Source organism: Neobacillus drentensis (assembly GCF_036965645.1).
Taxonomy (GTDB): Bacteria; Bacillota; Bacilli; order Bacillales; family Cytobacillaceae; genus Neobacillus; species Neobacillus drentensis_D.
Window position 1 is genome coordinate 1 of record NZ_JBALPZ010000025.1, and the last position, 13,447, is coordinate 13,447.

Genomic DNA, 13,447 nt, shown 5'->3' on the forward strand with positions numbered 1-13,447 from the left:
CTAGTTATGTCCCAGCCTCATTGTATTATTCGTGGAAATTAGTACCGTCAGTTGTTGCTTTTACGATACCCGCACGGATGACAAAGTCACCGAAGTGCTCGTCTTCTTGTCTTTCTTTCGCGTACCGTGGAAGAATGACACGTAATTCCTTAAGAATTTCTTCTTCGCCGATATTTTCACGATACATTTTGCTTAGACGTGAACCGTCATGTGCTGCACCTAGATACATATTGTATTTACCAACCGCTTTACCGATAAAACCAATCTCTCCAAGAGCGTGTCTTGCACATCCGTTTGGACAGCCTGTCATCCGGATGGTAATTTCTTTATCACGTAAGCCGCTCTCATCAACGATCTCTTCAATTTTTGTAATTAGAGAAGGTAAATAACGCTCTGCTTCTGCCATCGCTAATCCGCATGTAGGAAGTGCGACACAAGCCATAGAGCTGCGGCGGAGAGCAGAATAGTGCTTGCCATCTGTTAAACCATATTTTTCAATCAATTCATTGATCTTCTTCTTTTTCTGGCTAGAAACATTGGCAATTATAACGTTTTGGTTACCAGTCAAGTGGAAATCACCTGTATGGACCTTGGCAATTTCGCGTAAGCCGGTCTTTAAAGGATAATCTGGGTAATCAGCCACACGGCCGTTTTCAATAAACAGGGTAAAGTTCCATTTTCCTTGAACGCCTTTCACCCAGCCATAACGGTCGCCGTTAGAATCAAATTTAAATGGTTTCGCTTCTTCCAGGCTCCAGCCAAGACGGTTTTCAAGTTCAGCCTTGACGTTTTCCAGACCAAGTCTGTCAACTGTGTATTTAAAACGCGCATTTTTACGTACAGAACGGTTACCGTAATCACGTTGAATCGTAATCGTCTTTTCAGCTACTTCATAAAGTTGGTGCGGTTTAACGAAACCGATCACTTTTGCCAGCTGCGGATAGGTTGCGGTATCACCGTGTGACATCCCCATACCGCCGCCAATACCCACGTTAAAGCCGATTAGTTTGCCATCTTCGACAATCGCAATGAAAGCAAGGTCTTGTGAAAAGACATCGATATCATTGGACGGAGGAACAGCGATACCAATTTTGAACTTACGAGGCAGGTAAGTTGGCCCATACATTGGTTCCACTTCTTCGAATTCAGGAGTGCCGGCCACTTTTTCTTCATCCAGCCAGACTTCATAATAAGCTCTTGTTTTGGGAAGAAGATCATCACTTAATTTCTTAGACCATTCATACACTTCCGCATGAATCTCCGATTGATAGGGATTCGAAGCACACATTACGTTACGGTTTACATCACCGCAGGCTGCGATGGTATCCATAAGTGCAGAATTAATTTCCTGAATGGTATTTTTCATATTCCATTTTAGAATGCCGTGCATTTGCCATGTCTCACGTGTTGTTAGCTTTAAAGTGCCGTTACCATATTTGTCGGCAAGTTCATCCATAACAAGCCACTGGTTCGGTGCTGCTACTCCCCCAGGAAGGCGGACACGAAGCATGAATTGATAAGCTGGCTCAAGTTTTTGCTTTGCACGCTCGTTGCGAAGATCGCGGTCGTCCTGTAAATAACTGCCATGGTGTTTCATTAGACGGTTATCATCATCCGGAATTCCAGCGCTGATTCGATCCTGCATGACTTCTTTCAACGTACCGCGCAGATAATTGCTTCGTACTTTTATATCCTCAACATCACTTGGAGGTCCATCTGGTGCTTTTAAAATTTGATTAACCATGTTGAACTAAAACTCCTTCCCCTAAAAAATCAATATACATCCCGCTGATAACGTTTTTGCTGCTGCATATTGGCTAAGTAAGCCTCTGCTTCTTCGCGGCTCATGCTGCCTTCTTTTTCAATAATGTCGATAAGTGTTTTATGAACATCATGTGCCATGTGCTTCTCATCACCGCAAATGTATACGACTGCACCTTCTTGAAGCCACTGGAATAATTCCTTGCTTTGCTCTTGCATGCGGTGCTGTACATAAACCTTTTGGTCCGTGTCTCTTGAAAAGGCTACATCCAGCTTCGTTAATGTGCCATTTTGCAGCCACTTTTGCCATTCAACTTGGTAAAGGAAGTCTGTCACGAAATGTTGATCACCGAAGAACAGCCATGATCTTCCTTCTGCCCCAGATTCTTCACGTTCTTGCATGAAGGAACGGAACGGTGCAACACCCGTGCCAGGTCCAACCATAATGATTGGTGTATCTGGGTTTTGTGGCAGTTTATAGTTTTCGTTTTGCTGAACGTATACATTAAGGATATCCCCAGGATTAGTACGGTCAGCTACTAATGTCGAACATACGCCATTTCGGCTGCGTCCATTTGCTTCGTAGCGAACAGCGCCAATCGTTAAATGAACTTCATCAGGATTAGCTGCTAAGCTTGAAGCAATCGAATAAAGACGGCTTGGAATTTTTCTTAGAATGGAGACGAACTCCTGTCCCGTTACATTCCATGGAGAATAGTCACGAACTAAATCGATTAAATCGCGTCCATGAATATAGCCTTTTACTTCTTCTTCTTTGCCAGGTGCAAGAAGCTCTTGTAAATCTTGGTTTCCTGTCAGCTCTGCTGCCTTTTGAAGAAGTGGTTTTGTTAGGACACTAATTTCATAATAGGAAACAAGCGCATCTCGTAAGGTACGAACGTCTCCTTGTTTCACTGTTACTTTTTCTTCAGGATTGAAATTCAGTTCCTTAATTAGCAGATCAACCAATTCTGAATCGTTATCTGGATAAATGCCAAGAGCATCTCCCGGCTCGAATACCAGGCCAGATCCTTCAAGTGAAAGCTCAAGGTGATGTGTTTCTTTATTAGAGCCTCTGCCGTTTAGGTTAATATTTTCAAGAACCTCTGCTTTAAATGGGTTCGTTCTTGAGTAAACCGATTCGACTGCTGGGTTTACTGCCGTTTGCGTTGCGCTTTGAGTTACGCCTGCGGCCTCACCTAAACTTGCAATAACTCCCTCAAGCCATTCTGCAGCTGGTTCATCAAAGTCAACATCACAGTCAAAGCGCGGATATAGACGTGTACCGCCAAGTTCTTCGAGACGAGCATCGAAGTCTTTACCTGTCTGGCAGAAAAACTCGTATGAGCTGTCGCCTAGTGCTAAGACAGAGAAATGTAAATCTTCTAGTTTTGGCGCTCTTTTACTGTATAAGAACTCATGGAAGCTAATCGCGTTATCAGGCGGATCCCCTTCTCCATGAGTACTTGCAATGATAAGAAGGTTTTGAAGCTTCTTAAGATTGTTAGGTTTGAAATCGCTCATGGCGCTGACGGTTACTAGGTATCCGTTTGCTTCAAGAGTTTGTGCTGATTTCTTGGCTAAACCTCGTGCATTCCCCGTTTGAGAACCGTAAAGGATGGTTACCTCTTTAGAGATTTTTGAAGTTTCAGCTGGAAGTTGTGCTAGTTGGGCTGATGCGGTTCCCAGTTGGGAGCCGGCAAGATAGCCGCTTAGCCACACTTTTTGTGTTTCTGATAAGGTTGGCAGGAGTCTGTTTAGAAGCTCCACCTGCTCCTCTGTAAACGGGCTGTTCAATACCTGAAGTTGCAACTATACCACCTCACATGGAATAAAAAATTATTATTTTAGAAAATTATTGAGAAAAGTCTCTCTAATAATCTAGCATGCCATTTTTTTATGATTCAGACAACTATTAATCTTTAAAAGTTAGCATTTTTTCAAAAATTCTTAAGGTTCGTGGACTCCACTTACCAGTTAATGTCCGGCAGATTCTTCTATATCGAAATGGGTCAGTGTGATTATCCATTTTTGTGACCGCCTTAAACCTTAGACGCCTTCTCAACCACAATATCCTCAATCACCCGATGACTACTCAAGATTCCTGTATGAACAATTTCACGTCCCAGCTTCGACCATTTACGAATCTCCGCCGTTACCTCAGCAATCAGGAGCCCTGNNACCTTGCTCTTTGCATCATCCAGAACGGCTGTTAAGCCCTCTTGCAAACGAGGTTCCGCTGCCGCCAGAAAACAAACCGAAACGCCTGGAATGCCAAGCCGTTCCTTAACGCCCTCTGCAATCCTTCCGAAATCTGCTAACGTATCGGGGTCACTGCTCCCTCTTCCGACAATCAACACACGATCCTGAACCCTGACTGTACCAATCGTCTCTCGAACTAATTCAGCCACTGCATCGAGAATCTTACTTTGAACACCGAAAGGATCTTTTACGTTTACCGAAACATCAGGATACCGCTCTCTTATCGCTTCAAGAACATTCGGGATATCCTGTTTAATATGACCGGCAGCCAATAAAAACAGGGGCACAACGGTTACTTCCGCTGCGCCTTTCTTCACACACCGGCTAAACCCTTCTTCTATCGACGGTTCCGTAAGCTCTAGAAAACTAATTTCCTGTATCGGCACATCCACCCGCTCACTGACTCTTGCAATAAAGGCTCTTGCCTCGTTTGCTCCTTTTTTCGAGCGTGTACCATGCCCAATGTATAAAATGGCTTTCATCTTTGTACCCTCCAAGAATTACCCATGGACAACTGGCAGTTTAGGAACGATTTCTTCTTGAAACCAGTTTAACCGATTATGAAGCTTTACAACCTCACCAATCACGATCATGCTTGGATTCGTGATTGCACTTTTCTTCACAAGTTCCTCAATGGTTTCAAGCGTTCCTATAACTGTCTGCTGTTCAGCAAGTGTACCCCAATGCACAAGGGCAATTGGCGTCTCTGGTGGTTTACCAGCCTCGATTAACTTCATGGTAATGGTCGGAAGATGGGAGACACCCATATAAATACAAAGCGTATCCACCCCATTGGCTAAGTGATACCATTGATGTTCCGCTTCCACATTGCCTTCTGCTTGGTGACCTGTAATAAAAGCAAAACTTTTGCTCAAACTGCGGTGGGTTACTGGAATCCCGGCATAAGCGGATGCAGCGATCCCGGAAGTAATCCCGGGAACCACTTCAAACGGAACATCATGCTTTACACATTCTTCCGCTTCCTCGCCGCCGCGTCCAAATACGAATGGATCGCCGCCCTTTAACCGCACAACCTGATAGCCTTTTTTAGCATATTTTACTAAAAAGTGGTTAATCGTTTCCTGCTTCATGGTGTGATAGTTTGGGAGCTTACCGCAGTAAACCAGCTGCGCCCCTTCTTTTGCAAAATCCAGTAGTTCAGGATTAACGAGCCGATCATACAGGATGACATCAGCTTTCTGCAGGCATCGTAATCCTTTGACCGTTATTAAATCTGGATCACCCGGACCCGCACCCACTAAATAAACCTTGCCAGCCATGGCCGCTCATCCTTTCTTAAAAACTAGATAATGTTCTTTTCTTGCAGGTATTGAAAAATTTGCTGAACGGCTTCACCCACTGAAAATTTATCCGAACGTACGGTAATTTCTGGACGCTCCGGTGCTTCATAAGGGGAATCAATTCCAGTAAAATCTTTAATTTCACCGCGGCGTGCTTTTTCATAAAGCTTCTTAGGATCACGCGCTTCACACTGTTCGAGTGGGCAGTCAATGTATACTTCAATAAACTCGCCTTCCTCAAACAACGCACGAACTTGATCGCGGTCAGATCGGAATGGAGAAATAAACGCGGTTGTTACAATCGCACCGCTGTCGACAAATAATTTCGCGACTTCTCCAATTCGGCGGATATTTTCTGTTCGATCATAATCAGAAAATCCTAAATCTTTGTTTAATCCATGACGGATATTGTCGCCATCTAGCACATATTCACTTATTCCTTGGCGGTATAATTCACTTGATACTGCATTAGCAATCGTTGATTTACCAGAACCAGAGAGTCCAGTAAACCAAAGTACGCAGCTGCCATGACCATTTTGAGTACGGCGGTCAGCTTTCGTTACCGTTGCAGAGTGCCATGTGATATTCGTAGCTTTAGACATTGTTGTATTTCCTCCTTAGACCGTAGCGGTTTCTTCTTTCATTCCTTCGATTAATACTTCAACAACTTCTTTACGGCTGAAAGTTGCAGGAGGAAGAACACCAGCTCGAAGCATTTCTCTAACCTTTGTACCAGAAAGGATTACGCGATCTTCTTTGCTGTGCGGGCAAGTCTTATCAGATGCCATACCTTCGCACTTGGTGCAATAGAAGCTGTGTTCAAAGAATAATGGTTTAATGCCAAGCTCGCCTTCTTCAAAATTACTAAAGATATGCTGCGCATCATATGTTCCGTAGTAGTTGCCTACACCAGCGTGGTCACGGCCGACGATAAAGTGTGTGCAGCCAAAGTTTTTACGGGCAATCGCATGGAAAATCGCTTCTCTCGGACCAGCATAACGCATCGCCGCAGGATAGACACCAAGCTGGACACGTTCAGCAGGATAATAATTATCAAGTAAGACACGATAGCTTTTTAAACGAACTTCAGCAGAAATATCGTCAGATTTTGTTTCCCCAACAAGCGGGTTAACAAAAAGTCCATCAACAATTTCTAATGCCGCTTTTTGAATGTACTCATGGGCACGGTGGATTGGGTTTCTTGTCTGGAATCCAACGATGGTTTTCCAGCCTTTTTCTTCAAAGATTGCACGTGTTTCTTTTGGTTCATACCAAACATCAGCAAATACGCCTTTTTCAGCTTTTTTAACAAGAACGATTTCCCCTGCTACATAAACCGGGCCTCTTTCATATAAGCGTTTAACGCCTGGGTGGGCCACTTCATCTGTTTTGTAAACTTCAATCGCTTCTTTATCTAAATCAGGCTCATACCATTCAGATACCTTGATGACACCATAAACCTCGTTTTGAAAAACTAACTTGATTTCTTCTCCTACTTTGAGAGTTCCTGCCGTTTCATACGATACAGGCAATGTTACTGGGATCGACCAGATGGTATTGTCAGCTAAACGCATGTTCGTTACAACATTTTCGTAATCAGCTTTTCCTAGGAACCCTGTAAGCGGACTAAATAGTCCAATACCAATCAACTCTAGGTCACTCAATGCAATAGCATCAATTTCGATTTCATTTTCGATGTTTGTTAAATCATAAGTTGGGTCGAATGCTTGAATTAGTTTTCCTCCGTGAGGTGCTGGTAAAAATGACACTTTCAATCAAGTCCTTTCTTTTTTAAGAAATTATATATATCAATAAAAATATGAAGCTAGCAAATTTACTCTTTCGCAGCCTCTTGGTGTACCGAAACACTTGGTGTTTGTCTTTTCATTAAGGACATAACACCAAAGACGGATATTAACACCCCGGCCATTGCAATAATTGGGTAAAAATTATGTTCAATGATCATTTGGATTAATGTATATGATAATACCATGGATAAAACCGGTGATACAATCCAAACTGTAAGAAGTTGTACGACTATATCTTTTTTCAAGACAGATTTGCCGTTTTTCGCAAAGCCAATCCCGATAATCGAGGAAGTGGTAATTTGTGTCAGCGGTACTGGAATTCCGAAAACAGAGGCAATCGTGACAATGGTTGCACCTGTTCCTGAAATCACACAGCCCTCTTCTAACCGCAGTGAAGTAATTTTCTTTCCATTCGTCTCAAGGACGCGATGGCCGAGAAGCAATGCCCCTCCTGCTACAAATAACCCGCCCCAGAAAATCCCGTTATCGGTGGAAATTATTTTGGCTCCAACAAGCGGTCCAACCGCATTTGCAACATTATTCATTCCTGCTGAGAAGGCCTCAAATAAGCCCATAAAAACAACAAGAACGGATAGATAAGGGATGGCCTTCGGTGCTTCCAGCCACTTTTTTAAATGGTTGTTTTTTAATAGATACGTAGCACCGATTGCAATGATAAAGGCAACAAATGGTGTCAGCAGCCAGAAGAGCAAAATCCAAACGATTTTACTGACTAACACAGATTGATAGACGATCCCTGCCCCAATCACTGCACCTACCGCTACTTCACTCGTTGAAAGCGGAATTCCGAAGATATTCGCTAGAAACAATGAAAGTGCCGCAGATGTTAAAACAATTAAGGCAACTGGGACCGTAAACGTACTGCTTGGAACAATCCCGCTTCCCAGCGTTTTTACGACTTCTCCGCCGCCTAACCATGCCCCAAAGAAAACGGTGATACTGCATAGCAGCAAGGCCAGCCTTTTTTTTACAACCCCTGCTCCGTAGGCAATTCCCATCGAAGCGGCTGCCCCGCTGGCACCTATATTTATGGCGAAAAACAAACCAATCATCATGGCAATAATTGTGAGCAAATAATCTCCCCTCCTTTCATCCTGCATACCGGACTTTTAACCTTCGCCTTTACTATATTGATGGATTAAGAGCCCGAAGACGCGGGCACTGCCCATCAATACCGGAATGGTTTAAAATCCACAGTAGGGATTTCCACGGTGGTGGATGCTCTGGCTTAACGGGTATGTAAGCCGCATTCTGTCTTGCCGCTGCCTGACCAGCGTCCTGCGCGTGAATCCCCGCCATCTCCTACTGGCTTGGTACAAGGGAAACAGCCAATACTAGGATAATTTTGGTCATGTAAGGTGTTGTATGGAAGATCCTTTTTCTTGATGTAATCCCAAACCTCATCCCAAGTCCAATGGATCAATGGGCAAATTTTGATATTTTCAAATTTTTCATCCTTATTCAAGAACTCGGTGTTTGCTCTGGTTGGTGATTGTTCCCGGCGCAGTCCTGAGATCCAAGCTTGTTTAGCAGTCAAAGTCTCCCTTAATGGAATGACTTTACGAATGTTACAGCACTGGTTGGCATCACGGAGCCATAAAGCCGAGCCGTATTCTGCCGCTTGTTCATCAAGACTTACTTTCGGCTGTTTCCGCTCAATTCTTAATGTTGGGAAACGAGCTTCTATTTTGTCAATAACTTCATATGTTTCTGGAAAATGGAGCCCGGTGTCTAGGAATACAATATGTGCATCGGGTTTTACTTGCTGGATCAGGTCAATCAACACAATCGCTTCTGCTCCAAAGCTGGATGCATACACGATTTCTTGCTCTGGATAAGTACTGTATGCCCACTTTAATACGGATAGTGCCCCTTTTGTTTCATCGTCGTATGAAAATGTGTCTGAAATTTGTTGCCAATTTTGATAGGTAATTGCAGCTGTCATACTACATGCCTCCTTTTTTTCATAAAAAAAGCGTCTTCCTGGATGGTTGACGTTTGGTCAGCCTCCAGTGTTCTGGTCAGCGGATTTTATTTTGTTTAAGACGAACCTTTTCATTTTTTTCTATTTGTACAATCTTGCCATCCTGAACTACTAGTGTTATTGAGCCAAATTTTAAAGAAACCAACATGTTCTCTAAATGAGTGATTAGCTCTTCCCTTTCAGCACCGTTCAGCTTGATTCGCCTCCTTTTTACAAAAAACGCCTTCCCATTTTAGGAAAGGCGTTACCACAGGTCCTGTGAACACCTTATCTACCAAAATGAAATACATTTTGCTGGAATTGGCACCTTGCTAAGCAGGTTGCCGGGCTTCATCGGGCCAGTCCCTAAGCCTCTCTAGATAAGAAATTTATTTGATGGAATTAATCCTACCATACCCATAGGATTTATGTAAATAAAAAAATACAAAATTAAAAAAATTCTTAGCTTCCCCTCTCCTACGTTGTGGATTTTTAGGAAAAAATTTTTTGAAACCAATGCCCTTTTTTGAATGTTTGCATTTACTGTAATGTGAAGGAGGATGATGGATGTGACAGAATTGAATTTTCATCAAATTGCCCTTGAATTGTTAAAAAAGGAAGTAGAAGTGGTGACCCTTCAAGGGAATTTTGTTGGCAGACTTCTCGATGTTGGCCGTGATGTCATTGTGTTGGAATCGAGGGGCAGGGTACGCCATCGTGTTTTAGCCATTAGAATTGAAACAATCGTGGCGATTTTCCGTGTAGAAACGATTGGACCTAGAGGACCATTTGGATTTGGCCCAGGGGAACCTGGGGAATCACATGACCACGAGGAAAGCAGCAGTAGCAGCAATCATTAAGATCGAGTAAAGAGAAAGCAAATTTTTATTGCTTTCTCTTTCTCATTTAAACGGAGGTTGGCATTTACATGTGAAAATCTGGTCATGCCTGCAAATCAATGATAATGTCTGTCATTACCCTTTTAAGTTTTATCGTGTTAAAATAGTAAATTGAAAAATGTGATCGAATATATTATAAGATCGTAATTACATATATATCGTGGTGTCATTAATGCAAGGTTGAATTTAAAAATTTTTATAGACAGAAGGTTATCTTTTGAATACATCAGCTTTGAATTCAGACAATAAATTACTTCGTTTTTCGGTTACCTTGATTGCTGCTATTGTGGGCGGAGTCTTATTCACCTTCTTGCACACACCGATTCCTTGGCTGCTCGGTCCGATGGCAGCGGTATTGATCGGAGCCAGATTCGGGAAAATCTCCTTTTACTGGCCAGTCGGAATTCGTGATACCGGCTTAATTATCGTCGGCTATTCAATTGGCTTATCGTTCACAAAAGAGGCGCTCTTAGAAATTATCGCAAAACTTCCTTCGATGCTGCTCATGACCACTTTACTCGTCTGCTTCTGTGCTGGTATTGCTTGGGTCGTTTCCAAATTAACTGGGGTTGATTATCCAACAGTCCTGACTGGGAGTATTCCCGGCGGTCTTTCGCAGATGATTGTTTTTGCGGAAGAAATGAAAGGAATCGACATTACCACCGTTACTTTTCTGCAGGTGGCGCGGTTAATGATGATTATTTTTGTTGTCCCTTTTCTGATATTGGGTCCGTTGTTTCGTCATTCGGGCAGTGGTGCCGCACCAGATATCGTGAATCAGTCTATGCAAATTACGGGGCCTGTTTTTCCTAATTTGATTGTGTTAGCAATGATTTGTGTATTATGTGCATTCCTGGCGCGAAAACTTAAGTTTCCTACTCCCAATTTATTAGGACCCATTCTCGGAACAGCGATCGCAGGTATTTTGGGGCTGCACGGACCTGTCTTGCCGTCATCTATATTAGATGTTTCACAGTTTATGATTGGCTCCTATATTGGCTTATTGTTGAAACCGGAAAAACTGGAGCATAAAGCGAAAGTGATTAGCCTCGCGTTTTTGAGCGGCCTGTTCATGATAGTCGGGGCTGTAGGCTTAGGAATGCTGCTCATTTATTTTTACCATATCACACCGTCTACTAGCTTATTAAGCCTGGCTCCAGGAGGAATGGATCAGATGGCCATTCTCGCTCATGAAGTGAACGCCGATTTATCCATGGTTACAGGTTATCAATTATTCCGGCTCTTTTTCATTTATTTTGTTGTTCCACCCATGCTAAGGCTGTTTTTTAAGGTTGGGTCTGGAAAAATAAAGAAGAAGCCTGCATAGTTTCTGAAAAAGAAAGCATTAGAATTTTCCATAAAAAAAAGCAATGTGGAACCAAATATCCGCATTGCTTCTTTTTCTATCAATTTGACGAGAGGATTTCGTCGATAATCCCATACGCTTTTGCTTCATCTGCACTCATAAAATAATCTCGATCGGTATCTTTGGCCACTTTTTCAACCGGCTGGCCTGTTCGCTCTGCAATCATTTGATTAATATGTTCTCTAAGTTTGAGGATACGCCGGGCCGAGATTTCAATCTCCGTTGCCTGCCCTCTCGCACCCCCCAATGGCTGATGGATCATGATTTCACTATTCGGTAGTGCATACCTCTTCCCTTTTGTTCCGGCCAGGAGTAACATGGCGCCGAAAGAAGCGGCCATACCGGTGCAAATTGTACGAACGTCGGGTTTAATAATTTGCATGGTATCGTAGATCGCAAATCCCGCTGTGGTCGAGCCGCCAGGGCTGTTGATATAAAGAGAAATCTCTTTTTCCGGGTCATCAGCTGCTAAAAATAATAACTGTGCCACCACGCTGTTGGCGGTATGATCGGTGATTTCCTCTCCAATGATGATAATTCTGTCCTTTAACAGACGGGAATAAATATCATAAGAACGCTCACCGCGATTAGATTGTTCAATTACATAGGGAATCGTACTCATTTTAATATCCTCCTTAAAGCGCATTTATTAGGCTAAGCTGCCATACAGAGAGTGCTTGAAGGAGATGGATTTTTATAGGATGATTTTGCTTTTGCAAAGAAACTTGTTACATTGCTTATCGCTTTGATGGAAGGAATGGCTTCAATCAGCACAGAGGGGTCCTGTTCCTTCAAGGCGTCATAAAAGATTTCACTGAGCTCCTCTTTTTCATCTTCATCCCAAAATGACTCGACGGAAAAAGGTTCCTCTTCCCCTGATTTTTCCAACCGTTTTTTCCCTCGATGAAGACTGGCCTTAACTGCGGTTTCAGTTGTGCCTAATATCTCAGCAATTTCCCTTACCTGGTATTGGAATGCTTCTTTTAGCAAAAAGATTACGGCCTGCTTGGGTGTGAATTTATGGATCAGCATGTCAACCGCATTTGTAATTTCATCCAGTTGTTTTGTTAATTCATGGCTAGAGAGATCTAATTCCGTATCTAGTGTTTCATGTTTTCTTTTTCGAAGCTGATCAATCCAATGATGATACGCAATTTTGTTTAATAAAGACGGGCTCATCTGGTGTTGATGATACTTTAAAGCCTTCAGATAGGTCTCCTGGGCGATGTCGTCTCCATCCCATTTGTTCTGGGTAAGAAATCGGCAATAGCGCTGTAGTTTAGGATAGTATTCAGCCCAGTGGTTCTCTTCCTCCTTCGAACCCATGGTCCTGAATGGGTTAAGCTTAACTGACATGTTTTTTCACTCCTTTGGCACTCTCTGCTTTATAAACGTTTCGAGAAGGGTGGTTAGATACGGGTTAGATACAATTTTTTATTTATTATTTGTTAAGTTTACGATGGATTACATAAACCGATGGATCGTGATCTGCTTTTCTTTGTTTTGCTGATAGATTTTTTCTATATATTCTTCTCTGGCTGCTTCCTCTAGTGGAATCTTATGTTTATTGATGGATATGGTAAAGAATAAGAGATTTATGGTCATTTTATTCCCCTCTTTCTCATTTAGCTCATTTTCTTTATAACGTTTGATTGAACTATTCAAGATACTGGGGAACGGCCTAAATTTTTTATTGTAGATGATGTTTTTTTAGTTTACATAATATAACTATGTGTTAATTAAAGAATACGTAAATAATAAACTATTAAGTAAATAAGGCTTGTAATAGACACCAAGACCTCCTACAATGGTTGTAGCATTATTTGATAAAAAATGTGTTGATTTTGATGAAAAATAACCATGGATTATTTTACTCAGCCTGATATAATCCAATTAAACAAAACATGTTAAAGGTGGGCATTATGGAGAACACAAGTCGATATGTTGTCAACGCACTTGGTAAAGGTGGGGAAACATATTATACTCTTTGCAAAGATAAACAAGAACTACAGAATTGGATCCACAACAATCGTGAAAAATTAGTTATGGATGAACTCATCATAAAG

Annotated in this window: 14 protein-coding genes and 1 riboswitch; of the genes, 2 read left to right on the forward strand and 12 right to left on the reverse strand. The window is 42.3% G+C overall.

Annotated features, from left to right (window positions below; translation table 11 throughout):
- Positions 1–25: 25 nt before the first annotated feature.
- The 9 genes from cysI to V7266_RS04615 all read right to left on the reverse strand — a co-directional run bounded on the left by cysI (position 26) and on the right by V7266_RS04615 (position 9,303).
- Complete coding sequence (gene cysI, locus V7266_RS04575) at positions 26–1,744, reverse strand: assimilatory sulfite reductase (NADPH) hemoprotein subunit (protein ID WP_335466188.1); 1,719 nt, start codon at positions 1,742–1,744, stop codon at positions 26–28.
- Between the two features lie 29 nt (positions 1,745–1,773).
- Positions 1,774–3,573 carry an assimilatory sulfite reductase (NADPH) flavoprotein subunit gene (locus V7266_RS04580; protein WP_335466190.1) on the reverse strand — a complete coding sequence of 600 codons (1,800 nt, stop codon included), beginning with the start codon at positions 3,571–3,573 and terminating at the stop codon, positions 1,774–1,776.
- Positions 3,574–3,803: 230 nt separating this feature from the next.
- Positions 3,804–4,505, reverse strand: coding sequence for a sirohydrochlorin chelatase (locus V7266_RS04585; protein ID WP_335466191.1), 702 nt, complete (start codon positions 4,503–4,505; stop codon positions 3,804–3,806).
- A gap of 18 nt (positions 4,506–4,523) precedes the next feature.
- The gene (cobA, locus tag V7266_RS04590; RefSeq protein WP_335466193.1) at positions 4,524–5,303 is read right to left on the reverse strand and encodes a uroporphyrinogen-III C-methyltransferase; all 780 of its coding nucleotides are present in this window, start codon (positions 5,301–5,303) and stop codon (positions 4,524–4,526) included.
- 23 nt (positions 5,304–5,326) lie between these two features.
- The gene (cysC, locus tag V7266_RS04595) at positions 5,327–5,926 is read right to left on the reverse strand and encodes an adenylyl-sulfate kinase (RefSeq protein WP_335466195.1); all 600 of its coding nucleotides are present in this window, start codon (positions 5,924–5,926) and stop codon (positions 5,327–5,329) included.
- 15 nt (positions 5,927–5,941) lie between these two features.
- Positions 5,942–7,093 (reverse strand): sulfate adenylyltransferase, encoded by a 1,152-nt coding sequence (gene sat / locus V7266_RS04600; RefSeq protein ID WP_335466197.1) that lies wholly within the window; start codon positions 7,091–7,093, stop codon positions 5,942–5,944.
- Positions 7,094–7,158: 65 nt separating this feature from the next.
- Complete coding sequence (locus tag V7266_RS04605) at positions 7,159–8,226, reverse strand: inorganic phosphate transporter (RefSeq protein ID WP_335466199.1); 1,068 nt, start codon at positions 8,224–8,226, stop codon at positions 7,159–7,161.
- A 155-nt stretch (positions 8,227–8,381) separates the two neighbouring features.
- Positions 8,382–9,098, reverse strand: coding sequence for a phosphoadenylyl-sulfate reductase (locus V7266_RS04610; protein WP_335466201.1), 717 nt, complete (start codon positions 9,096–9,098; stop codon positions 8,382–8,384).
- Positions 9,099–9,174: 76 nt separating this feature from the next.
- Positions 9,175–9,303, reverse strand: coding sequence for a YezD family protein (locus tag V7266_RS04615; protein WP_420491320.1), 129 nt, complete (start codon positions 9,301–9,303; stop codon positions 9,175–9,177).
- A 98-nt stretch (positions 9,304–9,401) separates the two neighbouring features.
- Positions 9,402–9,503, reverse strand: a riboswitch (SAM riboswitch).
- Positions 9,504–9,685: 182 nt separating this feature from the next.
- Here V7266_RS04615 and V7266_RS04620 point away from each other — a divergent pair.
- Both V7266_RS04620 and V7266_RS04625 read left to right on the forward strand, forming a co-directional pair.
- Positions 9,686–9,976, forward strand: a complete 291-nt coding sequence (locus tag V7266_RS04620; RefSeq protein WP_335466203.1) for a DUF2642 domain-containing protein — start codon at positions 9,686–9,688, stop codon at positions 9,974–9,976.
- Between the two features lie 256 nt (positions 9,977–10,232).
- Positions 10,233–11,342, forward strand: coding sequence for an AbrB family transcriptional regulator (locus V7266_RS04625; RefSeq protein ID WP_335466205.1), 1,110 nt, complete (start codon positions 10,233–10,235; stop codon positions 11,340–11,342).
- Positions 11,343–11,421: 79 nt separating this feature from the next.
- On the opposite strand, the gene clpP is transcribed toward V7266_RS04625, so the two are convergent.
- The 3 genes from clpP to V7266_RS04640 all read right to left on the reverse strand — a co-directional run bounded on the left by clpP (position 11,422) and on the right by V7266_RS04640 (position 12,986).
- The gene (clpP, locus tag V7266_RS04630) at positions 11,422–12,003 is read right to left on the reverse strand and encodes an ATP-dependent Clp endopeptidase proteolytic subunit ClpP (protein ID WP_335466207.1); all 582 of its coding nucleotides are present in this window, start codon (positions 12,001–12,003) and stop codon (positions 11,422–11,424) included.
- Between the two features lie 32 nt (positions 12,004–12,035).
- Positions 12,036–12,737, reverse strand: coding sequence for a sigma-70 family RNA polymerase sigma factor (locus V7266_RS04635; RefSeq protein WP_335466209.1), 702 nt, complete (start codon positions 12,735–12,737; stop codon positions 12,036–12,038).
- Between the two features lie 108 nt (positions 12,738–12,845).
- Entirely contained in the window at positions 12,846–12,986 is a 141-nt protein-coding gene (locus V7266_RS04640) for a YrzI family small protein (RefSeq protein WP_335466211.1), read from the reverse strand.
- Between the last annotated feature and the right edge of the window lie 461 nt (positions 12,987–13,447).

Bases quoted from the DNA above. Each gene is read 5' to 3' on its own strand.
- cysC (WP_335466195.1), bottom strand. From the start codon at position 5,926: ATGTCTAAAGCTACGAATATCACATGGCACTCTGCAACGGTAACGAAA.
- V7266_RS04635 (WP_335466209.1), bottom strand. From the start codon at position 12,737: ATGTCAGTTAAGCTTAACCCATTCAGGACCATGGGTTCGAAGGAGGAA.
- V7266_RS04610 (WP_335466201.1), bottom strand. From the start codon at position 9,098: ATGACAGCTGCAATTACCTATCAAAATTGGCAACAAATTTCAGACACA.
- cysI (WP_335466188.1), bottom strand. From the start codon at position 1,744: ATGGTTAATCAAATTTTAAAAGCACCAGATGGACCTCCAAGTGATGTT.
- cobA (WP_335466193.1), bottom strand. From the start codon at position 5,303: ATGGCTGGCAAGGTTTATTTAGTGGGTGCGGGTCCGGGTGATCCAGAT.
- V7266_RS04640 (WP_335466211.1), bottom strand. From the start codon at position 12,986: ATGACCATAAATCTCTTATTCTTTACCATATCCATCAATAAACATAAG.
- clpP (WP_335466207.1), bottom strand. From the start codon at position 12,003: ATGAGTACGATTCCCTATGTAATTGAACAATCTAATCGCGGTGAGCGT.